The organism is Candidatus Pantoea rara (assembly GCF_051136265.1).
Classification (GTDB): Bacteria; Pseudomonadota; Gammaproteobacteria; order Enterobacterales; family Enterobacteriaceae; genus Pantoea; species Pantoea rara.
Map to the genome: position 1 here is coordinate 1,931,111 of NZ_CP194942.1, position 23,549 is coordinate 1,954,659.

The window sequence follows — 23,549 nt, forward strand, 5'->3', positions numbered from 1 at the left end:
GCGAAAGCAGCCCGGAACAGACCGGACTGTTTCAACATCGATTAATCAGATTTCATGACATACAGAAAATATCGTCATGATGGACGTGTTCAGTTTTCCGCTTTTATATCGTGTTTCTTCATCATCGCGCGCAACTGATGATAGGTAACACCTAACAACCCGGCAGCGCGGCGTTGGTTATAACGTGCCTGTTGCAGGCTGGCTTCCACCAGATCCCGCTCCTGCTGATTCTGCCATTGACGCAGATCCAACGGCAGTGCAGGCAGGCCGCTATTATCCGCATTCTGACTGGCACGAATGACAGCAACCGGTTCAGGGCGTGAAGCAAACGGATTAATAATGACGTTATCCAGCTGCTGCTCGCTGCTGTTATGACGATAGACCGAGCGCTCCACCACGTTTTTCAGCTCGCGGACATTGCCTGGCCAGTGGTAATCGAGCAGGGCCTGCTGCGCGCGGTCGGTAAAGCCGGGAAAGAGTAACAGTCCAAGTTCGCGACACATCTGGATAGCAAAGTGCTCGGCCATCACCAGAATATCGCTGCGGCGTTCGCGCAGGGGCGGTAACTGCACCACATCGAAGGCCAGACGATCCAGCAGGTCGGCGCGGAATTTCCCCTCGGCTGCCAGCGCAGGCAGATCTTCGTTGGTGGCGCAGACCAGCCGCACGTTGACCTGCAGGGAGTGATTGCCGCCGACGCGCTCCAGTTGCCCATATTCAATGACTCTGAGCAGTTTTTCCTGGACCAGCATCGGCGCGGTTGCCAGCTCATCCAGAAACAGCGTGCCGCCGTCAGCACGTTCGAACCGTCCGAGATGTCGCTTCTGTGCACCGGTAAAGGCGCCCGCCTCATGACCGAACAGCTCAGAGTCGAGTAAATTCTCATTCAGCGCGGCACAGTTCAGCGAGATAAACGGTCCCTGCCAGCGGTCAGAGAGATAGTGCAGACGGCTGGCGATCAGCTCTTTACCTGTTCCGCGCTCGCCAATCACCAGAACCGGTTTTTCCAGGGGAGCCAGCTTAGAAACCTGCTCAAGTACCTCAAGAAAATTGTTCGATTCACCCAGAAGATTATCGTTAGTGTTTGTCATGATGAATTTCGCCACCCCTTAATCATTTTCGCTATCTTAAAATAAGCGTTGAAAGCTGTAAAATTTAAAAAACCTTAAAAATCATAGTGATGTAAAATTGGCATGCATCTTGTATTAGCTCAGCAGGGCAACACGTTTTAAAACATTAAAAGAGGAACATCATTATGGGTATTTTTTCTCGTTTCGCTGACATCGTAAATGCCAACATTAACTCCCTGCTGGAGCGTGCCGAAGATCCGCAGAAACTGGTCCGCCTGATGATTCAGGAAATGGAAGACACGTTAGTAGAAGTGCGTTCGACCTCTGCGCGGGCGCTGGCTGAAAAGAAACAGCTGTCACGCCGTATTGAGCAGGCGGAAATCCAGCAGGCCGAATGGCAGGAAAAAGCCGAGCTGGCGCTGCGCAAAGATAAAGATGATCTGGCGCGTTCCGCGCTGATTGAAAAACAGAAACTCACCGACCTGATTGCTTCTCTGAAACAGGAAGTGGGCCAGGTTGAAGAGACGCTGGAACGCATGAAAGGCGAAATCAGCGAGCTGGAGAAAAAACTGACCGAAACACGTGCCCGTCAGCAGGCGTTAACCCTGCGTCATCAGGCGGCTTCTTCATCACGCGATGTTCGTCGTCAGCTGGATAGCGGTAAAATCGATGAAGCGATGGCACGGTTCGAATCTTTCGAGCGTCGCATCGACCATATGGAAGCGGAAGCAGAGAGCCACGGTTTTGGTAAACCTAAAACGCTGGATCAGCAGTTTACTGACCTGAAAGCGGATGATGAAATCAGCCAGCAGCTCAACGCGCTGAAAGCCAAAATGAACCGCAGTGAGTAATTATTGACGTTGCAATAAGTGATTAAGGAGAGTCAATGAGCGCACTTTTTCTCGCCATACCCTTAACGATCTTCGTGCTTTTTGTCGCACCGATTTGGTTATGGCTGCATTACAACAACAAACGCAACGGCGGTTCGGAACTGTCGCAAAGCGAAATCCAGCGCCTGCAGCGCGTCACGCAGGATGCGCAGCGGATGCGCGAACGCATCGACGCGCTGGAAGCCATTCTGGATGCCGAACATCCTAACTGGAGGCAGCCATGATGAAAGGCCGTAAGTTGTGGCGCAAGCCTGACGAAGGAAAGTTGATGGGCGTCTGTGCGGGCCTGGCAGAATATCTCGACATTCCGGTCCGTCTGCTGCGGGTCATCGTGGTGTTATCGCTGTTCTTTGGCCTGTTTGTGTTTACGGTGATCGCCTATTTCGTACTGGGTTTTGTGCTGGATGTGAAACCCGCCACTGCTTTTGAAGGTGAACGCCAGCCCAGCGCCAGCGAATTGCTGGACCAGCTGGAGAGCGCCTTGCAGCGGGATGAGCGCAGCGTGCGCGACGTGGAACGCTATGTGACGTCTGAAACCTTCAGCGTGCGAAGCCGCTTTCGCCAGATTTGATCATTTTATTAACGGGCCGTTTAAGGCCCGTCCGCTCTCTCAATGGAGGTGTTGATGTCTTTTTCGCGATCCACTGCTTTTCGTCACCGCGCGGCACCTGCATTGAAGTCGGCGGCTAAATTCATCATTATCAATGCGGTTACCTACGGCCCCGCCGGCGTTACTGGCTGGGCGGTAAAATCGGTAGCGCGACGCCCGTTGCGCATGCTGCTGGCTGTGGCCCTTGAGCCATTGCTGAAACGCGTGATGAACCGGGTGGCATCGCGCTTCATCAGGGAGAACGATGAAAAGACTGCAAACTGAATTAATGGCGTTGATGAACCGTGGCGTTGATCGCCACCTGCGGCTGGCAGTTACCGGATTAAGCCGCAGCGGTAAAACCGCCTTTATTACCTCACTGGTTAATCAGCTTTTAACGGTTCACAGCGGCGCGCGTTTGCCGCTGTTTTCCGTTGTGCGGGATGAGCGGTTGTTAGGCGTTAAACGGGTGCCCCAGCGTGATATGGGCACCGCGCGTTTTACCTACGACGAAGGTCTGGCCCAGCTCTACAGCACGCCGCCCGCCTGGCCGACGCCAACCCGTGGCGTTAGTGAAATGCGCCTGGCGCTGCGTTACCGTCCCAATGATTCGCTATTGCGCCACCTGAAAGAGACCGCAACGCTCTATCTGGAGATTGTCGACTATCCCGGAGAGTGGCTGCTGGATCTGCCGATGCTGGCGCAGGATTACCTCGACTGGTCACGGCAGATGAACGGTCTGCTGCAGGGCGATCGTGCTGAGTGGGCAAAACCCTGGCGCGCCCTCTGCGAAAAACTCGACCCGCTTGCCCCCGCCGATGAAACGCAACTGGCAGAGATTGCAGCGGCCTGGACCGACTATCTGCACCGCTGTAAATCTGAAGGCCTGCACTTTATTCAGCCCGGCCGCTTCGTGCTGCCTGGCGATATGGCTGGCGCGCCCGCGCTGCAGTTCTTCCCCTGGCCAACGGCTGATGAGGCGCAACGCACTAAGCTGGCGCAGGCGGACAAGGGGAGTAACTTCAGCATGCTGCAACAGCGGTACAGCTACTACTGCCAGCATGTGGTGAAAGGCTTTTATAAAAATCATTTCCTGCGTTTTGATCGCCAGATTGTGCTGGTTGACTGCCTGCAACCGCTGAACAGCGGACCCCAGGCGTTTAACGATATGCGACTGGCACTGACGCAACTCATGCAGAGTTTTCATTACGGTCAGCGCACCCTGTTTCGCCGGCTCTTCTCACCGGTGATCGACAAATTACTCTTTGCCGCGACCAAAGCGGATCACATCACCAGCGATCAGCACGGCAACATGGTCTCGCTGTTGCAGCAACTGGTGCAGGATGCCTGGCAGAACGCCGCGTTTGAGGGAATTAGTATGGATTGCATCGGGCTGGCATCGGTGCAGGCCACGCAGAGCGGCCTGGTCGATCACCGTGGCGAAAAGATCCCGGCCCTGCGCGGTCACCGGCTGGATGATGGCGAACCGCTCACCGTCTATCCGGGCGAAGTCCCGCCGCGCCTGCCCGGTAACGCTTTCTGGCAACAGCAGGGTTTTCAGTTTGAACAGTTCCGGCCGCAGCAGCTCGATGTCGATCGCCCGCTGCCGCATATCCGCATGGATGCCGCGCTGGAATTTCTATTGGGAGATAAATTGCGATGAGTGATCCACTGAAGCCGCGTATCGATTTTGCCCGCCCGCTGGATGAGAGCACCACCACGCCGTTGCGCCCGGCGCAGACCTTTGAAGCGGACGCGCAGGCTGCTTTTCTGGCGGTGCAGGATGAAGATGTCGCTGTCGAAGAGGAGGGTGCCGGTGAACGGGCGGTGGAAGCCGCGCTGAAACCTAAGCGCAGTCTGTGGCGCAAAATGGTGACGGCTGGTGCGCTGCTGTTTGGCGTCAGCGTGATTGCGCAGGGTGTGCAGTGGACACATGACGCCTGGCTGGCCCGCGACTGGTTTTCCCTGGGCAGCGGTGTGGCAGGTGGGCTGATCGTGCTGGCAGGTGTCGGCGCGCTGACTACTGAGTGGCGTCGGCTTTATCAACTGCGTCAGCGTGCCGAAGAGCGGGATGTGGGCCGGGAGCTATTGCACAGTCATGGCATCGGCAAAGGTCGGGCATTCTGCGAAAAACTGGCACAGCAGGCGGAGCTTGATCAGGCGCATCCGGCTCTGCAGCGCTGGCATGCCTCCCTGCATGAAACCCACAATGACAGTGAAATTGTACGCTTATATGCGCAACTGGTGCAGCCGGTACTGGATCGGCAGGCGCGGCGCGAAATCAGCCGCCATGCTGCGGAAGCGACACTGATGATTGCGGTCAGTCCGCTGGCGCTGGTGGATATGGCGTTTATCGCCTGGCGTAATCTGCGGCTGGTCAATCGCATTGCGGCGATATACGGCATTGAGCTGGGCTACTTCAGCCGTATCCGGCTGTTCCGCCTGGTGCTGCTCAATATGGCTTTTGCCGGTGCTTCGGAACTGGTACGGGAAGTGGGCATGGACTGGATGTCGCAGGATATCGCCGCCCGGCTTTCTACAAGAGCCGCGCAAGGCATTGGGGCAGGATTGCTGACCGCAAGACTGGGCATTAAAGCGATGGAGCTTTGTCGTCCACTCCCCTGGCTGGAGCAGGACAAACCACGACTCGGCGATTTCCGACGTGAACTGCTGGGCCAGTTGAAAGAGGCGTTACAGAAGGGCGGCAATAAGTCAGCCTGATGTTCACGTGACACAATAAAGGCGGCCAGGCCGCCTTTATTAATCAGTGTGGCTGGCGAAGCACCTGCCGCGAATCGATAGTCAGGCACTCACCCGGACAGGTCGCCTCATCGGTGATCACCGGATCTGCCGGTAGCGTAAAGGCCATTCTATTTCTCTCCCTGATGAAATGCGCCATCCCGGCAAATGTCCATGACATGCTCAGGCCCAGCCCGCCGAAATCATCATATTTTCGTAACGTCGCGACCTTCGGTAAATACTCACCGGTCAGACGATAATAGAGCGCACCCCGGAAATCTTTCGGTACCTGCTGGGTGATCGCCTGATCGAGCAGGGCAAATTCTTTGCGAGCCGGGACAGAGTAACCGTTAATCAGGTGACTGATGGCCAGCGAGGCCGCCGCTGTGACCAGCAGTGCATAAAAAGCATTTTTCCATCTTAACTTTTTGCTGATTTCAAACAGGCCAAGGATAAATGCGCTGGAGGTAATTAGCGCACCGGCGATTAAAGTGCGGTAGGCCGCCATGCTTTCACTGACAATCAGATTGGGTAGTGCGGCAATCAGCAGTAAGACGAACATCAGATAAAATTTGTCGTTGCCCGCAGCTTTAATTTTCTTCAGTCCAAAACCAATAATGATTGCTGAGATGATCACCGACACCGTTTTTGCGCCGAGATCAAAGTTACAAATAACGTTCTTCAGGTATTCGGTGAAAAACCATTTCAGCTTAATCGGGATGTCGTAGCTGAAGGCCGAACGTGGCAGCGTATGGCCATAGAGCTGGACCGGCAGAACTTTTGAAGCTATCAGCGCGGCAAACATGCCTGCGGCAAGGACCATTAAAGAGATCAGCGCCCGTTTCTTATCAATTTTTCGTTCTGAAAAGCACAGGTCCAGTGCGGCAAAGAAGGTAAAACTCATTGCGGCCGGTTGATAGAGACAGAAAGCGATGGTCAGGAGGCTGAACGCGAACAGGCGGCAGGCGATTCCCGGTTTAATCGAAAGACGGTAGCTGGCACCCGCCAGTAAAATGGCAGCGATGTAGGGGAAACAGGATGCCCATGCAACATATACCTGGAATGAAGGCAGCAGACAAAGCAATAACGCAAAGGTTATCCGCTGAGCCTGATTCTCCAGCAGTGCATTTTTCTGACACAGGCTATAAAGGTAATATCCGGTAAAAATGAGCAGAACAATCGCGACAGATCGTAACAGCGCCAGCCGCTCTACACTCTCCACCAGAAAAGAGGCGCTGTACTGAATAATGCCATACACCGGCCTGCCGGATAACGTGTCCCAGTTTAAAATACTGAGCTTATCAGTGTTAGCCCAGTAGAGATTTGTCCAGTCATCGGTGTAGGCATACTGGGTTAAATACGCGGGGCTGTAAGCAATCAGAAAAACGATCGCAAAAAGCAAAAAAACCTTACGGTGGGATAAGCCGGTATCAGTGGCAATCATCATTCATCCTTTTTAATCTGACTCTTTTTCCTGCTCCTGAATGGGCAGTTTATTCGGTGTTCTGAGGTGAGTGTATTTTTGCTGGCGCGGATTTCCGCAAAATATAGCGAGGCCGGTTTTTAGTTTCCATATAGATGCGGCCAATATATTCACCCAGCACCCCAATGCCAATCAGCTGAACCCCCCCGAGGAACAGTACGGAAACCAGAATAGAGGGGTAGCCAGGCACCGGGTTACCGAACAGCAGTTTATCCACGATCATCCAGAGTCCATACAGGAAGGCCAGCGAGGCAACAAGAAAGCCCAGATAGGACCAGATGCGCAGCGGAACGGTCGAGAAGGAAGTAAGTCCCTCCAGCGCAAGGTTCCACAGCTTCCAGCCGCCGAATTTGCTGCGGCCTGCGATTCGCTCAGTTCGCACATACTCCACGATATCAGTCTGTCCGCCGACCCAGCTCAGAATGCCCTTCATAAAGAGATTCTTCTCAGGCAACAGCTTAATATTCTCAACCGTTTCACGCGACATCAGCCGGAAATCACCGACGTTTTCTTCTATCTGAGGATGACTAATACTGTTGTGCAGTTTGTAAAACCAGCGGGCTGTTTTGCGTTTGAGGTGGCCATCGGCACTGCGATCAATCCGTTTGGCTAAAACAATATCAGCCCCTGCCTGCCACTTTCGAATCATCTCGGGAATAATCGCAATTGGATCCTGCAAATCCACATCTATCGGGATAACGGCATCACCGGTTGCGGCTTCCAGCCCGGCAAACAGCGCCGGTTCTTTGCCGAAATTTCGAATAAACGACAGGCTGTGCACCAACGGATCGCGCTGGCTGAGTTGCGTAATCAGCGCATGCGTTGCGTCTGTGCTGCCATCATCAATAAATACGATTTCAACCTGCAAGGCGGCCAGCGTTTCATCTTTTCTGACCGCATCATAAAAAAGAGGGATGGCCTCCTCTTCATTGAATACCGGTACCACCAGAGAGATTTTCATTATTCTCCTTTGAATACGATAAAGCGGGAAAAAAGAAAGCCGCACGCCAGACTGATAGCCGATGATGCAATCAACGTAACAAGGGGATAAAGGCCGTACCAATCGGCCAGATAACCTACGCTGAATGCCATCGCGCCCATAAAAACGACGTAAAGAATATAACGCCAGGCGGTCGCCTGCTGTTTAAAGGTCCAGCGCGCATTAACAAAGAAAGAGAAGGTGACGGCCAGGCAAAAAGCAATCAGATTAGCAGTCGACTGGAACAATCCCAGGCTGAGGCAAATAAAAAAGGTCACCCAGTGGATCAACGTATTCACCAGGCCCACAGTCAGATATTTTGCGAAGAAAGTCAGCATATTATAATCAATTCTAATCAGTTGGAAAAAATATACAGCAATCAGCCAGCAATCAACAGTCTGGTACTGACAAAGGCTGACAATCAGCGATCGATCTTTGAATTCAGCAGGAAGTACAAAACTCCGCCATACGCGTCTGAGCTGTCAACTTTTCCTGACAGATCCCTTTCTACCGGCCTGCGACTTAGCGTAATATTATTTTATCTGAACCTGATTAAGGCGAACGCAATGCGTCTGGAAGTGTTCTGTCAGGACCGTATTGGCCTGACGCGTGAACTGCTCGATCTGCTGGTGGCACGCAACATTGATTTACGCGGTATAGAAATCACGGCGCTGGGCCGCATCTACCTGAACTTCTCTGCACTGGAATTCGACGCTTTCAGCAATCTGATGGCGGAAATCCGCCGTACACCAGGCGTAACAGATGTGCGCACGGTCCCGTACATGCCTTCTGAACGGGAGCATCGCGCACTGAGTGCATTGCTGGTGGCAATGCCGGATCCGGTCTTCTCGGTCGATCTGAAAAGCAAGGTGGAACTGGCTAATCCGGCAGCACAAAACCTGTTTAATCTTGATGAAGAGAAGATGCGTAACTTCAGCGCCGGTAACCTCATCAACGGCTTTAACTTTATGCGCTGGCTGGAAAGCGATCGGGTTGAGGCGCAGGCGCAGCATGTCGTCATTGAAGGGCGTGATTTCCTGATGGAAGCGCGTCCTATCTATCTGCCGGGCGAAGAGGGACAGAATGACAGGCCGGTAGGCGCGATGGTGATGCTGAAATCAACCGCTCGTATGGGCCGTCAGTTACAGAATCTGGTGGTCACCGACGAATCGGAGTTTGATCATATTATTGCCGTCACGCCGAAGATGCGTCAGGTGGTCGATCAGGCGCGCAAACTGGCGATGCTCGATGCGCCGTTGCTGATTGTTGGCGATACCGGCACCGGAAAAGATATGCTGGCACGCGCCTGTCATCTGCGCAGTGCGCGTGGAAAAAATCCTTTCCTGGCGCTGAATTGTGCCTCTCTGCCTGACGACGTTGCGGAAAGCGAGCTGTTTGGACATGCCGCGGGTGCCTATCCCAATGCGCTGGAAGGCAAGAAAGGCTTTTTTGAGCAGGCGAATGGCGGCTCGGTCCTGCTGGATGAGATTGGCGAGATGTCGCCGAGAATGCAGACCAAACTGCTGCGTTTTCTCAACGATGGCACCTTCCGCCGCGTTGGCGAAGAGCATGAAGTGCATGTCGATGTGCGGGTGATCTGCGCCACGCAAAAGAACCTGATTGAACTGGTGCAGCGCGGGGAGTTCCGCGAAGATCTCTTCTACCGCCTTAATGTGCTGACGCTGCAACTGCCGCCTCTGCGCGATCGCCCACAGGACATTCTGCCGCTGACCGAAATGTTTGTGGCCCGCTTTGCGGATGAGCAGGGTATGGCGCGTCCGCGCCTCTCATCACAGCTCAATGCGTTTCTGACCCGCTATGCCTGGCCTGGCAATGTGCGTCAGCTAAAAAATTCCCTTTATCGCGCATTAACTCAGCTGGAAGGTTACGAACTGCGTCCGCAGGACATCGTGTTGCCCGAACAGGCGCTGGATGTGTCACTGGGGGATGAGGCGCTGGAAGGAACGCTGGATCAGATCACCAGCCGGTTCGAACGCTCAATTCTGACGCGGCTTTATCTCTCTTATCCCAGCACCCGAAAGCTGGCAAAACGGCTGGGCGTCTCACACACCGCGATAGCCAATAAGTTGCGGGAATATGGTCTGGGGCAGAAGCGCAACGAAAGCGAATAAGCGGCAAAGAGAAGGTGATAAGCGGATAACCGGGTTATCCGCTTTTTTTATTACTTCAGCGCGGCCAGCGCAGCGTCGTAATCTGGCTCAGTGGTGATTTCATCAACCAGCTGGCTGTAGATCACTTTGTCATTCTCATCCAGCACGATCACGGCACGTGCGGTCAGACCTTCCAGCGCACCATCGGCAATTTCCACGCCATAGTCATACTTAAACTCTGAACCGCGCAGCGTCGACAGTGTTACCACGTTGCTCAGGTTTTCTGCGCCACAAAAACGCGACTGAGCAAAGGGCAGATCGGCAGAGATGCATAACACCACCGTATTATTCAGCTCGCTTGCTGCCTGATTGAACTTGCGCACTGAGGAAGCACAGACACCGGTATCAACACTTGGGAAAATGTTCAGAATTTTGCGTTTTCCTGCATACTCAGAGAGCGCGACGTTGACCAGGTTTTTAGCGACCAGTGTGAAAGCTTTGGCTTTATCGCCAGCCTGAGGAAACTGACCTGCAACCGGTACGGCATTACCCTGAAAATGAACAGTCTGAGACATAGTGATTCCTTTTGATGATAAAAAAGATCTGACACAAAACGGCTAAAGATAGCCGTTGTTTATGACATAAAAGTTAAGGGTTTACGAGTTCAATTGTGGAATTTAACGTGGCGCTCTCCCACTGCGTCACACATTGTGGAGTGGAAATGAGAACGGTAAAAAGTTATCCCGAAGCCTGGCCCTTGCATACGCCGTTTGTCATCGCCCGTGGAACCCGGACCGAAGTTAAAGTGGTGGTGGTTGAAATCGAGGAAGACGGCGTAAAAGGCGTCGGAGAAGCGACACCGTATGCCCGTTACGGTGAAAGCGAAGCCTCTGTACTGGCGCAAATCGGTACCCTGCTACCTGCGCTACAGCAGGGCATGACACGTGAGGCGCTTCAGCAGGCATTGCCTGCCGGGGCCGCGCGCAACGCCATCGACAGCGCACTGTGGGATCTCGCCGTGCACCAGCAGCAGAGCAGCCTCTGGCAGCTTAACGGCGTCACTCCCCCTGAGGATGTGGTGACCGCGCAGACCGTCGGTATTGATACCCCCGAAGCGATGGCCAGCAGCGCACTCGCGTTGTGGCAGCATGGGGCAACGCTGCTGAAAGTTAAGCTGGATAATAATTTCATTACCGAACGTCTGATGGCGATCCGCGCCGCCGTGCCGGAAGCGACTTTGATTGTGGATGCAAATGAGTCCTGGCATGCCGAAGGCCTGGCGGCACGCTGTCAGTTGCTGGCGGACATCAATGTGGCGATGCTGGAGCAGCCCCTGCCTGCAGGTGAAGATGCGGCGCTGGCGAACTTTATCCATCCCTTACCGATCTGCGCCGATGAGAGCTGTCATACCCGTGAAAGCCTGGCGGCGTTGCGAGGGCGTTATGAGATGGTCAACATCAAGCTGGATAAAGCAGGCGGGCTGACCGAGGCGCTGGCGCTGGCGGGTGCCGCCCAGCAGCAGGGTTTTGCAGTAATGCTCGGCTGCATGCTCTGCACCTCACGGGCGATACACGCTGCGCTGCCGCTGGTACCGCAGACCCGCTTCGCGGATCTTGACGGGCCAACCTGGCTGGCGGTGGATTCAGAACCGGCAATCACCGTGCGCAACGGTCAGTTGATTATTGCTGCCAGCGCAGCAGGTTAACCATCATCTCAAGATAGGTCTCTGTGGCTTCATCCACTGAAATCACCGGCATTTCAGCGGTCACGCAAGGCAGGCTGAGATCGTGACACCAGCTGCCGAATGAGCCGGGCGTATCATAACCGACGCTGCTGACGCGGGGGAGGCCGGTATGGCTGGCCAGCCAGCCGCCAATCTCCACCTGATGCGGGTCGTCAATGCAGCCCAGCGGTTCATGCCATGAGACGATCCAGCGCGGTTTCAGCTGATGAATCAGGGCACAGAGCGCCTGGGTTTCCGGTTCAGAACCCGGATGGGTGCCGGTCGACAGCGCCACATCGCGCGCATCGGCCGCACTGTTCCAGCGATAAACCGTCTCGCCTGACTGCCAGTTCGCCGCCGGGAAGTTGCGGTTGAGATCGACGCCGTTTGCGTTAGCGCGTAGCCCCAGTTGACAGCCATCCGGATTGACCGCCAGCACCACGTGGTGCCGACGCATGCCATCGGGTAACGTCCGTAATGCAGCGGAGAGGGTGGCGATGGCCGCATTCTCATCGCCGTGGGTGCCGGCCAGGATCAGACCGCTGTCGGGATCGCCCAACGGGGCCGGAAACCACAGCAGCGGTGCACCCAGCACTGAGCGGCCATACTGCTGATACGGAACATCCAGTTTGCCGCGCAGGGTACGCGGATGGAGTGGCGACATACTCATTTCCTCATAAGGTTTTACTAAAAGTAGCGGAAAAGCCGTACGCGGAAAATAGCTATTTATCTGTCAGCCATTTGCGATAAAGTGCCCTGCACAAGCTGCATCGGCAACAGACTGGTGCAGCACTTCTTTGGGGTAAAGGAGTGATAATGGTAAAGACCTTTCGCATGACGCTGGCAGCAATCAGTCTGAGCAGCATCCTCACACCCGCCATCGCGGCGAATCCTCCCGCTGGCGCGCAGCTGGCTGAACAGCAGCAGATCGTCCGCCACATTAAAGATGAACCCGCTTCCCTCGATCCGCTCAAAGCGGTGGGGCTGCCGGAAATTCAGGTGATTCGGGATCTGTTTGAAGGCCTGACTAATCAGGATGCGCAGGGCAAAATTGTACCGGGTGTGGCGCAAAGCTGGAGCAGCAGCGATAACAAAACCTGGGTCTTCACCCTGCGCAATAACGCGCGCTGGTCGAACGGCGATCCGGTCACTGCTCAGGATTTTGTCTACAGCTGGCAGCGCCTGGTCGATCCCAAAAACAGTTCTGCTTTTGCCTGGTTCGCAGGCCTGAGTGGCATTGAAAATGCTGCGGCGATTACCAAAGGCGAAATGACGCCCGATAAGCTTGGCGTGGCTGCCCAGGGTAAATACCAGCTGAGGGTGACGCTGGATCGTCCTGTGCCGTGGTTCCCGGCGCTGGTGGCCAACGTGGCGCTCTTCCCGGTGCCCCAGAAAATAATCGCACAGGAAGGTGAGAGCTGGACGGCACCCGGCAAACTGGTCGGTAACGGTGCCTATCAGCTGAGCGAGCGGGTCGTGAACGAGAAGATCGTCCTGACCCGTAATCCTCACTACTGGGATGATGCACATTCGGTGCTGACAAAAGTGACCTTTGTGCCCATCAATGAAGAGTCGAGCGCGACCAAACGTTATCGTGCCAACGATATCGATATCACCGAATCCTTCCCTAAAAATATGTATGCGCTATTGAAGAAAACGTTGCCGGGAGAGGTCTACACACCCGACCAGTTAGGCACCTATTATTATGCGTTTAACACGCAGAAAGGGCCGACGGCTGATGTGCGGGTGCGCAAAGCGCTGACCTGGTCAATCGACCGAAAAGTGATTGCCGAAAAAGTACTGGGTACCGGAGAGAAACCGGCATGGCACTTTACGCCCGATGTCACTGCAGGCTTTAAGCCTCTGCCTGTTTTCATGCAACAGCACGATCAGAATAGCCTGAATGCGCAGGCCAAATCGCTGCTGGCTGCCGCCGGTTATGGCCCCGGCAAGCCATTAAAACTCAAACTGCTCTATAACACCTCAGAGAGTCATCAAAAGATTGCGATTGCCGTGGCCTCAATGTGGAAAAAGAATCTCGGTGTGGATGTCACCCTGGATAACCAGGAGTGGAAAACCTATATTGACAGCCGTAACAGCGGAAACTTCGATGTGATTCGGGCCTCGTGGGTCGGCGACTACAACGAGCCCTCAACCTTCCTTAATTTGCTGACTTCTGGCAACAGCAGCAACATCTCACGCTTCAGTAACGCGGAATATGATGCGGTTATCGCTAAAGCCAGCCGTGAAACCAGCGATCAGGCACGTAACAGCGATTACAATCGTGCCGAGCAAATCCTGGCTGAGCAGGCCCCGATCGCCCCCCTTTATCAGTACACCAATGGCCGACTGATTAAACCCTGGGTTAAAGGCTATCCGATCACCAACCCTGAAGATGTCGCCTACAGCCGTGAACTGTGGATTGAAAAGCACTAAGCCTGTGGTGGCCGATTTTCCGGCCACCTGCTGACATCTTTCTTCACAGCCCTGCGATTGCAACTCAACGCCGTCACGTTAGACTGTATCGTATTGATATTAGTGGTGAGGCAACGTTGTGGACGTCATTGAAGGAAAAGCATTACAGGTTTCAGATGCTATCATCTCGTGCCAGCTGGATGGCAAGGGGGGGATGATCCCCATTGCTGAAGATGAAGTTATCGAGTGTGAGCAGCCTTGCTGGCTGCATCTGAACTATACCCACAGCAAGAGCGCAGAATGGCTGCAGTCGACGCCACAGATCCCCGATGCCGTGCGTGACGCCTTAGCGGGCGACAGCATGCGTCCACGCGTCAGCCGACTGGGCGACGGATTTATGATCGTGCTGCGCAGCGTCAACCACAATACCGATGCGCGTCGCGACCAGTTGGTGGTGATGCGGGTGTTTATCAACGATAAGCTCATCGTTTCGACCCGACGGCGTAAAGTTTCTGCCGTCGATGAAGTGCTCACTGATTTGCAAAATGGCAACGGCCCGATTGACTGCGGCAGCTGGCTGGTTGATGTCTGTGATGCCCTGACCGATCACACCAGTGAATTTATCGAAGAGTTACATGACAAAATCATCGAGCTGGAAGATGCGCTGCTTGACCAGCAGATGCCCGCGCGCGGCGAGCTCGGTCTGCTGCGCAAACAGCTGATTGTGATGCGGCGTTATATGGCACCCCAGCGGGATGTCTATGCCCGGCTCGCCAGTGAAAAACTGGCCTGGATGGATGACAGCGAACGGCGCCGGATGCAGGAGATCGCCGACCGTCTGGGGCGCGGGCTGGATGATCTGGATGCGGGCGTGGCGCGCACTGCGATTCTGGCTGACGAAGTCGCCTCTGCGATGGCAGAATCGATGAACCGCCGCACCTATACCATGTCACTGATGGCGATGATCTTTTTGCCCGCCACGTTCCTGACCGGCCTGTTTGGTGTCAACCTGGGTGGCATTCCAGGCGGCGGATGGGAGTATGGATTTACTATCTTTTGTCTGTTGCTGGTGGCACTGGCGGTGGGGGTCGCGGGCTACCTGCGCAAACGGCACTGGCTTTAGTGAGGGAGAGGTGACCCCGGCAGGAGTCTCATTTGATTACGGAAGTACCGTCGGGTGGGCTGAAAATCGCGTTAAGAAAACAAAAGCTGATCGACATCAATAACCGAATGTCGCCGCTGACGCAAACTCTCTCCCGCAGGTGAATGCAACGTCAAGCGATGGGCGTTGCGCTCCATATTGTCTTATTTCCATATTTAGAATTATTGCATAGCACATTTAATTCGAAACATGCCGGCCATTGTGCCGGCTTTTTTTTTGCCCGCCTGGCTGGAACGCCAATCCTTTCCTAAGCTTAAAGTCCATTCGCAAGAAAAGGAGTACGGCATGAGCGCGATTTTTAACAGCGAGCCGATCCCTACGGATCCAGTCCCGATTCCTGAGCCCATTCCCCACCCGCAGCCCCAGCCTGATCAGCCGACCGATCCGGAATATCCGCCGATAATGGATCCACCGCCACACCGCAACATATAAAAAAAGGGCGTGCTGCCAGCAGCACGCCCTTAAAATTGCAAGGGGCTTATTTAATCTGAAGCACATCAAGACGTACGCTAAGATCCGGCGCATCGTCTTCATCAGCACGCCAGCCCACAGGCTGCAACGGCAGGGTTTCACGATCAAAAGCGAGATCGCCGCCATCAACGACAGCATCGCCATGCTTAATCCCTTTAAAATCGAACAGATTGATATCTGCCAGGTGCGACGGCACGACGTTTTGCATTGCGCTGAACATGGTTTCGATACGGCCAGGATAGCGCTTATCCCAGTCGCGCAGCATATCGGCGACAACCTGACGCTGCAGGTTTGGCTGAGAACCACAGAGGTTGCACGGGATAATCGGGAACTGACGCGCTTCTGAGAAACGAATGATATCTTTCTCACGGCAGTAGGCCAGCGGACGGATCACGATCTGTTTGCCATCATCGCTCATCAGCTTTGGCGGCATACCTTTCAGTTTTCCGCCGTAGAACATGTTCAGGAACAGCGTCTGCAGGATGTCATCGCGATGGTGGCCCAGCGCAATTTTAGTACAACCCAGTTCAGTCGCAACGCGATAGAGAATGCCACGGCGCAGGCGCGAGCAGAGTGAGCAGGTGGTTTTGCCTTCCGGGACTTTCTCTTTGACGATAGAGTAGGTATCTTCTTCGATAATCCGGTACTCAACGCCCTGGGCTTTAAGATATTGCGGCAGGATGTGCTCGGGGAAGCCTGGCTGTTTCTGGTCGAGGTTAACGGCAATCAGGCTAAAATTGACCGGCGCACTTTTTTGCAGACTGCGCAAAATCTCCAGCATGGTGTAGCTGTCTTTACCGCCTGACAGGCAGACCATGATGCGGTCGCCTTCTTCAATCATATTAAAATCTGCAATGGCTTCGCCGACATTACGACGCAGTCGTTTCTGAAGTTTATTCAGATTGTACTGTTCTTTCTTGTCAACCGTTTGATTATCTTGCATTTTCACCTATCTCAAAAACCAGAAAGCGTAGCTGAAGGGCAAATTACTGTGCGCGCTCAGCCAGACACTTCACTGCGGTGTCACGAATATGCAGCGTATGGTACGGATTGTTGCCACGAATGCCAGTACTGGAGTGAAGTAATCAGCGGATAATCGCTGCCGGAGGCGGCGAGTCGTGGATGCGCGATGTCAGCGGGTGGGAACATTTTCCCACTGACAATCGATCTCACTACTGTACGTTGAGCAGAAGGGCAGTGATGCCTGATTAGCATCAGCCTGCAAATGTTCTTTTTTTGTCGCACAGCCGGCGGTCATTAATATGACAGTGAGAAGTAACAGCGTTTTCATTCATGCTTCCGGATGCGGGAATAAAAACAGCATGCGCCGCTATTAATCAATCCCCTATAAACAGAGGTCCTGTTGGTGCGCTTATGATTTTGCACGAATCAAATTAAATATTTTTTCATAAATCCATTAGCGATGAGTTTGTGAACCGTGATTGATTTTCAGATATCGCATGCTGATAAGTGCCGCCTGTTGAGTATGCGTTAATACTGCGCGTATATAATTACACTTCATCTTGCTGAAAAATAATGTATCGCATTAAAATCAAACCGTTTTGTGTCAGGCTTGTAGATGTTGATGTCGTCTTATTTAGCGCGAATATGTATCATTTACGTCATGATAATCAGTAAATTGTTAAGGAACAGGCGATGGATTGTGCGTATCAGGGAATTATTATAATGTCTGCTTCGACAGCTTATTCGTTTCGCACATTTCGGCAATACAGGCTGCAGATGAAGCCGTTTAATGTCCGGTTATATATGTGAGTAAAATGAATCAAATATTAACGATTATGAGACTTTCGGTTAGACGTCAAAAAATAAAAAAGTATGGCCTCAAATTTATTATGATGCTGTTACTCTTTTTACTCTGCTATGTTGCAGTCATGTATTGTGGCATTTTGCTGCTGGTAAACCGACACGGATTACTGCATTTTCTGCTGCACTGAATGTGCAATGGAGTTGTACTGTCAGCCACAGGCTCTGAAAATCCAGCGATAGGCGTGATGTAAAAAATGCCTGAGTGCTTCAAATAAATCTTCTGCCCCTTCCTCAGCGAGACATTGCCCGGTCTCCAGCGCATTATTTACCGTATTACGATGATCCAGAATCACCATGATGGCGATAGCACCCGCAATCAGCGTAAAAATCAGCACGCTTATCGCTACCCGATTTTTAGGCGCTGAAGCGCATAAGGCATCTTCAGGAAGGTCAGATTTATGAGGCATTGGTTTCCGGATAAAATTATCACACTAATAAACAGTGACAGATTATGCCATCAATTCCAGGCGGGCTCTATGTTTCAGGTCAGGCTGCCAGCGATTCTGATTTTTACAGAAGAGAGTTGAATAGCCAGCAGAGGGCGGTGACTGCCCTCTGCTGGCGGCGGATGCCTGTCTGGCCGTGTCTGAAGAGAAGGGTATATAGAGGGGGAGTTACATCATCTCCAGTGACTGCACGCCCTTAATCTCCATGACCTTATCATAGAGGTGGGCATCGTTTGACTTGCGAGATAGCGTCACCTGAACGCTGAGTTCACACAGACCACTTTCCTCATCACGATTAACCACTGTCACGTTGCCGTAGCGAATGCCTTCGCGCTGCATAACCAGCAGTACCAACGGCACACTTTTAGGCTTAAGGAAAACCAGCAGCGTATGATGTTTGCCGATTAAAAGATGGCTCAGACGGCGGAACACTTCCAGCACCACCAGCGCCAGCACCGTACCATAAATGCCGATCTCATACATGCCGCTGCCGATCACCAGACCAATCGCCGCCGTCACCCATAATCCCGCCGCCGTGGTTAAGCCTTTCACCACCTGCTTCTGAATCATAATGGTCCCCGCGCCCAGGAAGCCCATGCCGCTGACAACCTGGGCTGCAATACGGCTGGGGTCCAGTGCCACATGGTCGCTGGTGAGCATGTCGGCGAAACCATATTTTGACACCAGCATGAACATAGCACTGCCGATACCAACCAGAATATGGGTACGCAGTCCCGCTTCTTTGGCCCGCATCTGGCGCTCCAGGCCAATCAGGCCGCCGAGGATACCGGCCAGGGCGATGCGAATTAACATATCCATTAACATGGCTTAACTCCGAAATAATAGGGGCCGAAAAAGGGTGCCAGTTCAGCGATAACAGGTAAACAAGATAATTCTGCTTGCAAATGATGTCGGAGAATTTTGTAAAAAGCTGTTTCACCTCTCGACCCCTTGTGCTGCCTGACATATGCTGAGCCAGCCTATTACCCCCATTCCCGGAGTCCGACTGATGAAAGCAGCCCCCTTTTTGCTGGCTGGTGCCGCGTTATTACTCTCTGCCTGCAGCAGTAACAGTGATGATAACGAGCCACCGCAACAAGCCACCGCCGCCCATATCCAGCCACGTGTGGTGATGTCTTCCCTGGCAGAAAGCACCTGTTCGAATGCGGGTGGAACGCTGGCGTTTTCGCATCAGCTGGATGGAACGCGTGTGGGAATGTGTCAGTTAGTGAATGGTCGTCGCTGTGATGAGCAAGCGTTGATTGGCGGGAATTGCGCACGCTGATAGACAGGCCGGATGGCTCCGGCCCGCACAGTCATCCTGAGATTAGTCAGGCAGTGAGTCGGTTCGGGCAGTCTTCACCCCGGTCGAGCTGGCTGAGATTATTCAGTGTCGTTTCAGAAATGGCGGTCAGCGCTTCGGCGGTTAAAAACGCCTGATGGCCAGTGAACAACACGTTATGGCACGCTGACAGACGGCGGAAAACATCGTCCTGAATCACATCATTCGACTTATCTTCAAAGAACAGGTCACGTTCATTTTCATAAACATCCATGCCGAGTGCGCCAATCTTCTGCTGTTTTAGCGCGTCAATCGCAGCCTGGGAATCGATTAAACTACCGCGACTGGTGTTGATGATCATGACCCCATCGCGCATCTGTTTAAACGCATCGGCGTTGAGCAGATGATGATTCTCCGGTGTCAGCGGGCAGTGCAGCGTAATAACGTGGGATTCCGCAAACAGCGTCTTCAGATCGACATATTCCGCACCGAGTTCCAGCGCCTGCTCACTTGGGTAGGGATCAAATGCCAACAGCCGCATACCAAAACCTTTCAGAATGCGCATCGTCGCAATCCCGATTTTACCGGTGCCGATAACGCCAGCGGTCTTGTTATGCATGTTGAAGCCGGTCAGCCCATCAAGCGAAAAGTTTGCGTCACGGGTGCGCTGATAAGCACGATGAATACGGCGGTTCAGGGTCATCATCAGGCCGATCGTATGTTCAGCGACCGCTTCCGGTGAGTAAGCCGGCACCCGCACCACCTCCAGCCCCAGCTCTTTCGCCGCGGTCAGATCAACATTATTGAAGCCGGCACAGCGTAGCGCGATAGTTTTCACACCCAGCCCGGCCAGCTCCTCCAGTACCGGACGGCTGCCATCATCGTTTACAAAGATGCAGACGGCATCGCATCCCACAGCGGTTTTGGCCGTACTTTCAGAGAGTAAAAAGTCAAAAAAAACCAGTTCAAAGCCGAACTGCTGATTAACCTGCTCAAGGTATTTCTGATCGTAATGTTTGGTGCTGTATACCGCGATCTTCATCGTTATGCTCCTGCAGAGTGATATTTCAAGGATAACGTTTTCTGACTGACTTTGCTGAAACAGCTGACCTGCACCTGGCGCAGTCCTTCACCTCAGGCAGATTACATGCCATCATCGGCGTCAGGATAGGGTAAGGGAAAGGATTATGGCTTTTATGCCACGGATTTTTCGGCGACGGCTGGCGGCCATTCTGGCGCTGATTCTGCTGCTGCTCGGCCTGATGTTGACAGTGACACAATGGCTGCCAAGGCTGGTCGGCATCTGGCTGCCTGATACGACCCGCATTGAGCTGACCGGTGCACCGCGCTGGCGTGAGGGCGGCCTGTGGTTGCCCCGGATTCGTTATCTCGCAGGCGATTGCTCGCTGGCAACCGTAGAGGCGGTATCACTGGGCTGGCATCAGTCCCGGTGGAAACTCAATGCGGAAGAGCTGACGCTGGATAGCACCTGTCTGCAAAAATTACCTGTTGGTGACGGCAGCACGACAGCGCCCAAAACCCTGGCCGAATGGCAGGCCATGTTGCCGGGCGCTGACGTTCATCTGGGCAAGCTGATCGTCGCGCCGTGGCAGACCTATGCGGGCGCGCTGGATCTGACGCTGGAAAAAGATCGCCAGCAACTCAATTACCAGGGCGATAATCTGCAACTGGCGGCTACGCTGACCGGTCAGCAACTCGCGATCAGCCGCCTGACGCTCACTCATCCCGCACTACCTGAACCCATCACGCTGAGTGGTCATCTTGAGTTACCCACCTTCGCCACGGATCTGCCGGTGAATGGCGAGGTAGCCGGAAAGCTGGCACTCAATGCATTGCCGCATCCGCTGCAACTGAGCCTTAACTGGCAGCATCAGCAGGGCGAGCTGCGCGTGGCAATGGCGGAAGAGAACCGGCCGCTTCTCAGACTGCCCTGGCAGATTAGCCGCGATCAGATTCGGATTGAAAAGGGCGAATACGTCTGGCCACTGGCGGCCCAGCCGCTGTCAGGGTTTGTTAACCTGACGCTGGATAACTGGCAGTCGGGCCTGGAGGGCAGTCAGATCACCGGTCGCATCAACCTGCTGACTCAGGGACGCGGCGGCAAGGGCAACGTGGTCCTGGGCCTCGGTCCCGGCAACCTGAGCCTCACCAACAGCAATCTGCCATTTCAGCTGACCGGCGAAAGCAAGCTGGCTGATCTGCAACTCTATGGTTCCATCCCAGGCGTACTCAGCGGCTCGCTGCTCGATCCTCAGTTAGTACTGCAACCCAAATCGCTGCTGCGTCTGCGGGGTCGACTGCTGTCAACGCTGGAGGTTGATGAGGCGCGCTGGCCGCTGGCGGGTGTGCGACTCTCCTCGCAGGGTATTGATGGCCGCCTGCAGGCTATTCTCAACGCGCACGATGCCAGCTTTGGCCGCTTCCGGCTTCATCTTGATGGTCGCGCCACGGATTTCTGGCCTGATAAGGGCGAATGGAACTGGCGCTACTGGGGAGGTGGCGAGATGTTGCCGCTGCAGGCGCGCTGGGATGTTAAAGGCACTGGCGGCTGGCACGACACAATGATCCACCTGGATACGCTCTCCACCGGATTTAATCAGCTGGCCTATGGCAGCGTTAACGTCGCAAACCCGCGTCTGACACTGACTGAACCCGTAAAATGGCAGCGCGATGCGGCGCAACCTTCCTTCAACGGCCATTTCAGACTGCAGGCGGGGCCGACCCGCTTCAGCTATGGCGGCCGTCTGGCTGACTCCACGCTGGACTTCGAGGCGAAAGGCCGCGATCCCGGCTATTTTCTCTGGCGTGGCGAATTAAAAGCGGGCAAGGTTGGCCCGCTGCGGGTGAACGGCCGCTGGGACGGCGAACGGTTACGCGGCCAGGCGTGGTGGCCGGCACAGTCGCTGACCGTGTTTCAGCCGCTGCTCAGCCCCGACATGAAAATGCAGATTCAGGGCGGCAGTTTGCAGGCACAGGTCGCTTTCTCCGCCGCCAGTGAGCAGGGCTTCCAGGCCGGAGGCCACTGGACGGTTAAACAGGGCAGCGTCTGGACGCCGGACAGTCAGGTGAACGGTATCGACTTCTCACTGCCGTTCAGGTTCCATGAGCAGCAATGGCAGTTTGGTCAGCATGGCCCGGTGTCACTGCGCATTGCCGAGGTGAAGAACCAGTTTGCGATGCAGAATATTCGTGCCGATCTGCAGGGTAACTGGCCGTGGTCTGAAGAGACACCGCTGACATTACAGGATGTCAGCCTTGATGTGCTGGGCGGGCAAATCACGCTGCCATCTCTGCGTATGCCGCAGCATGAACCTGCCAGGGTGTCGCTGCGTAATATCAGCCTTAGCGAGCTGGTGACGGCGCTGAAGCCTAAACAGTTTGCCATGTCAGGCAAGGTTAACGGCGAGCTGCCGCTGTGGCTCAATAACCCGCGCTGGCTGGTGGAGAAAGGGTGGATTGCCAACAGCGGTCCGCTGACTTTCCGGCTGGATAAAGATATGGCAGATGCGATTACCCGCAACAACGTAGCGACCGGCGCCGCACTGGACTGGTTACGCTATATGGAAGTCTCCCGCACCTGGGCGACAATCAATCTGAATAACCTCGGCGACCTCACCATGGCGGCGCAGGTACAGGGCGTCAGCCAGTTCAGTAACCGTCGTCAGACGGTCAATCTCAACTATCGTCATCAGGAAAACCTGTTTCAGCTCTGGCGCAGCCTGCGCTTTGGCGATAATTTGCAATCCTGGTTAGAGCAACATGCGACTTTGCCATCGAACAAGGACACTTCACCATGAGCCTGAGGCCACTACTGGTTCTGGCAGCCGGACTGCTGAGCATCGGCTGCGTGCCGCGCATTGAAGTCACGGCACCCAAAGACCCCATCACCATCAACATGAACGTGAAAATCGAGCATGAGATTCACATCAAAGTTGATAAAGACGTGGAGGCGTTACTGAAAAACCAGAGCGGACTGTTCTGAGGAGATCCACGATGAAACGCATAAGCGCGGCGCTGTTACTCGCCCTGACGATGACGCAACCTGCCTGGGCACTGACGCTGGATGAGGCAAGGCAATCAGGCCGTGCAGGTGAAACGCTCTCCGGCTATCTGGCGGCACGTTCGCAGGACAGTGATACGCTGGCGCTGGTGCAGCGGATTAATGCCGGGCGTCAGCAGGAGTATCAGCGGCTGGCAGAGCAAAATAATCTCTCCACGGCCGACGTTGCCAGTATTGCCGGACAGAAGCTGGTGAGCCGTGCGGCTGCAGGAGAGTATGTGCGCGGCATAAATGGTCAATGGTTGAGAAAAGAAGCAGACAGCAGTCAGTAACAGGCGAAA

At 54.2% G+C, this 23,549-nt stretch carries 25 protein-coding genes; 14 read left to right on the top strand and 11 right to left on the bottom strand.

What is annotated here, in order from left to right; all coding sequences use genetic code 11:
• Positions 1-89: 89 nt before the first annotated feature.
• On the bottom strand, positions 90-1,091 hold the full coding sequence (pspF, locus tag ACR8BF_RS09080) for a phage shock protein operon transcriptional activator (protein WP_313699360.1): 1,002 nt from the start codon (positions 1,089-1,091) through the stop codon (positions 90-92).
• Positions 1,092-1,255: 164 nt separating this feature from the next.
• Here pspF and pspA point away from each other — a divergent pair, with 164 nt between their 5' ends.
• Genes pspA through ACR8BF_RS09110 form a run of 6 tightly spaced genes read left to right on the top strand, consistent with a single transcriptional unit; the run spans position 1,256 to position 5,270 of the window.
• On the top strand, positions 1,256-1,921 hold the full coding sequence (gene pspA, locus ACR8BF_RS09085) for a phage shock protein PspA (RefSeq protein WP_008925259.1): 666 nt from the start codon (positions 1,256-1,258) through the stop codon (positions 1,919-1,921).
• Positions 1,922-1,956: 35 nt separating this feature from the next.
• Complete coding sequence (gene pspB, locus ACR8BF_RS09090) at positions 1,957-2,184, top strand: envelope stress response membrane protein PspB (RefSeq protein ID WP_003853799.1); 228 nt, start codon at positions 1,957-1,959, stop codon at positions 2,182-2,184.
• Positions 2,181-2,531: an envelope stress response membrane protein PspC gene (gene pspC, locus ACR8BF_RS09095; RefSeq protein WP_179895662.1), complete on the top strand. Its 351-nt coding sequence runs from the start codon at positions 2,181-2,183 to the stop codon at positions 2,529-2,531. The genes pspB and pspC overlap by 4 nt, the downstream gene beginning before the upstream one ends.
• 54 nt (positions 2,532-2,585) lie before the next feature.
• Entirely contained in the window at positions 2,586-2,834 is a 249-nt protein-coding gene (gene pspD / locus ACR8BF_RS09100) for a phage shock protein PspD (RefSeq protein WP_292992376.1), read from the top strand.
• Positions 2,815-4,212, top strand: a complete 1,398-nt coding sequence (locus tag ACR8BF_RS09105) for a YcjX family protein (RefSeq protein ID WP_292992377.1) — start codon at positions 2,815-2,817, stop codon at positions 4,210-4,212. The genes pspD and ACR8BF_RS09105 overlap by 20 nt, the downstream gene beginning before the upstream one ends.
• Positions 4,209-5,270 (top strand): YcjF family protein, encoded by a 1,062-nt coding sequence (locus ACR8BF_RS09110; RefSeq protein WP_003853794.1) that lies wholly within the window; start codon positions 4,209-4,211, stop codon positions 5,268-5,270. The genes ACR8BF_RS09105 and ACR8BF_RS09110 overlap by 4 nt, the downstream gene beginning before the upstream one ends.
• Positions 5,271-5,313: 43 nt before the next feature.
• On the opposite strand, the gene ACR8BF_RS09115 is transcribed toward ACR8BF_RS09110, so the two are convergent.
• From ACR8BF_RS09115 to ACR8BF_RS09125, 3 genes are read right to left on the bottom strand one after another with little or no spacing between them, the layout of a single operon-like run.
• Entirely contained in the window at positions 5,314-6,735 is a 1,422-nt protein-coding gene (locus ACR8BF_RS09115) for a hypothetical protein (protein ID WP_434745892.1), read from the bottom strand.
• Between the two features lie 46 nt (positions 6,736-6,781).
• Positions 6,782-7,732 carry a glycosyltransferase family 2 protein gene (locus ACR8BF_RS09120; RefSeq protein ID WP_434745893.1) on the bottom strand — a complete coding sequence of 317 codons (951 nt, stop codon included), beginning with the start codon at positions 7,730-7,732 and terminating at the stop codon, positions 6,782-6,784.
• The gene (locus ACR8BF_RS09125) at positions 7,732-8,088 is read right to left on the bottom strand and encodes a GtrA family protein (protein ID WP_179895667.1); all 357 of its coding nucleotides are present in this window, start codon (positions 8,086-8,088) and stop codon (positions 7,732-7,734) included. The genes ACR8BF_RS09120 and ACR8BF_RS09125 overlap by 1 nt, the downstream gene beginning before the upstream one ends.
• A gap of 228 nt (positions 8,089-8,316) precedes the next feature.
• Between ACR8BF_RS09125 and tyrR the strand changes: the two genes are divergently transcribed.
• Entirely contained in the window at positions 8,317-9,882 is a 1,566-nt protein-coding gene (gene tyrR, locus ACR8BF_RS09130; protein WP_179895668.1) for a transcriptional regulator TyrR, read from the top strand.
• Positions 9,883-9,932: 50 nt separating this feature from the next.
• Here the strand turns inward: tyrR and tpx are convergent, their stop codons facing one another.
• Complete coding sequence (tpx, locus tag ACR8BF_RS09135) at positions 9,933-10,436, bottom strand: thiol peroxidase (RefSeq protein ID WP_013357974.1); 504 nt, start codon at positions 10,434-10,436, stop codon at positions 9,933-9,935.
• A 146-nt stretch (positions 10,437-10,582) separates the two neighbouring features.
• Here tpx and ycjG point away from each other — a divergent pair, with 146 nt between their 5' ends.
• A complete protein-coding gene (gene ycjG, locus ACR8BF_RS09140; RefSeq protein WP_434745894.1) occupies positions 10,583-11,566 on the top strand; it encodes an L-Ala-D/L-Glu epimerase in 984 nt (327 codons plus the stop codon).
• Here ycjG and mpaA read toward each other — a convergent pair.
• Positions 11,541-12,248, bottom strand: a complete 708-nt coding sequence (gene mpaA, locus ACR8BF_RS09145; RefSeq protein WP_179895670.1) for a murein tripeptide amidase MpaA — start codon at positions 12,246-12,248, stop codon at positions 11,541-11,543. The genes ycjG and mpaA overlap by 26 nt on opposite strands.
• Positions 12,249-12,400: 152 nt before the next feature.
• On the opposite strand from mpaA, the gene ACR8BF_RS09150 reads away from it, so the two are divergent.
• Together ACR8BF_RS09150 and zntB are read left to right on the top strand one after the other, a co-directional pair.
• Positions 12,401-14,020, top strand: a complete 1,620-nt coding sequence (locus ACR8BF_RS09150; RefSeq protein ID WP_434745895.1) for a peptide ABC transporter substrate-binding protein — start codon at positions 12,401-12,403, stop codon at positions 14,018-14,020.
• Between the two features lie 118 nt (positions 14,021-14,138).
• Positions 14,139-15,122, top strand: coding sequence for a zinc transporter ZntB (zntB, locus tag ACR8BF_RS09155; RefSeq protein WP_179895672.1), 984 nt, complete (start codon positions 14,139-14,141; stop codon positions 15,120-15,122).
• A gap of 517 nt (positions 15,123-15,639) precedes the next feature.
• On the opposite strand, the gene ttcA is transcribed toward zntB, so the two are convergent.
• The 4 genes from ttcA to ACR8BF_RS09175 form a co-directional block, all read right to left on the bottom strand.
• Entirely contained in the window at positions 15,640-16,575 is a 936-nt protein-coding gene (gene ttcA, locus ACR8BF_RS09160) for a tRNA 2-thiocytidine(32) synthetase TtcA (protein ID WP_434745896.1), read from the bottom strand.
• Positions 16,576-16,764: 189 nt separating this feature from the next.
• Entirely contained in the window at positions 16,765-16,923 is a 159-nt protein-coding gene (locus ACR8BF_RS09165) for a hypothetical protein (protein ID WP_434745897.1), read from the bottom strand.
• Between the two features lie 685 nt (positions 16,924-17,608).
• Complete coding sequence (locus tag ACR8BF_RS09170; RefSeq protein ID WP_434745898.1) at positions 17,609-17,866, bottom strand: hypothetical protein; 258 nt, start codon at positions 17,864-17,866, stop codon at positions 17,609-17,611.
• 207 nt (positions 17,867-18,073) lie between these two features.
• Positions 18,074-18,730 carry an MgtC/SapB family protein gene (locus tag ACR8BF_RS09175; RefSeq protein WP_179895675.1) on the bottom strand — a complete coding sequence of 219 codons (657 nt, stop codon included), beginning with the start codon at positions 18,728-18,730 and terminating at the stop codon, positions 18,074-18,076.
• Positions 18,731-18,914: 184 nt separating this feature from the next.
• On the opposite strand from ACR8BF_RS09175, the gene ACR8BF_RS09180 reads away from it, so the two are divergent.
• Positions 18,915-19,190, top strand: coding sequence for a putative hemolysin (locus tag ACR8BF_RS09180; RefSeq protein ID WP_179895676.1), 276 nt, complete (start codon positions 18,915-18,917; stop codon positions 19,188-19,190).
• Between the two features lie 46 nt (positions 19,191-19,236).
• Here the strand turns inward: ACR8BF_RS09180 and ACR8BF_RS09185 are convergent, their stop codons facing one another.
• Positions 19,237-20,229: a 2-hydroxyacid dehydrogenase gene (locus tag ACR8BF_RS09185; RefSeq protein ID WP_179895677.1), complete on the bottom strand. Its 993-nt coding sequence runs from the start codon at positions 20,227-20,229 to the stop codon at positions 19,237-19,239.
• A gap of 145 nt (positions 20,230-20,374) precedes the next feature.
• On the opposite strand from ACR8BF_RS09185, the gene ACR8BF_RS09190 reads away from it, so the two are divergent.
• Genes ACR8BF_RS09190 through ACR8BF_RS09200 form a run of 3 tightly spaced genes read left to right on the top strand, consistent with a single transcriptional unit; the run spans position 20,375 to position 23,540 of the window.
• Complete coding sequence (locus ACR8BF_RS09190; RefSeq protein WP_434745899.1) at positions 20,375-23,005, top strand: YdbH family protein; 2,631 nt, start codon at positions 20,375-20,377, stop codon at positions 23,003-23,005.
• The gene (locus ACR8BF_RS09195) at positions 23,002-23,190 is read left to right on the top strand and encodes a YnbE family lipoprotein (RefSeq protein ID WP_003853757.1); all 189 of its coding nucleotides are present in this window, start codon (positions 23,002-23,004) and stop codon (positions 23,188-23,190) included. Before ACR8BF_RS09190 ends, ACR8BF_RS09195 begins: the two co-directional genes overlap by 4 nt.
• 11 nt (positions 23,191-23,201) lie before the next feature.
• On the top strand, positions 23,202-23,540 hold the full coding sequence (locus ACR8BF_RS09200; RefSeq protein ID WP_434745900.1) for a YdbL family protein: 339 nt from the start codon (positions 23,202-23,204) through the stop codon (positions 23,538-23,540).
• The last annotated feature ends 9 nt before the right edge of the window (positions 23,541-23,549 follow it).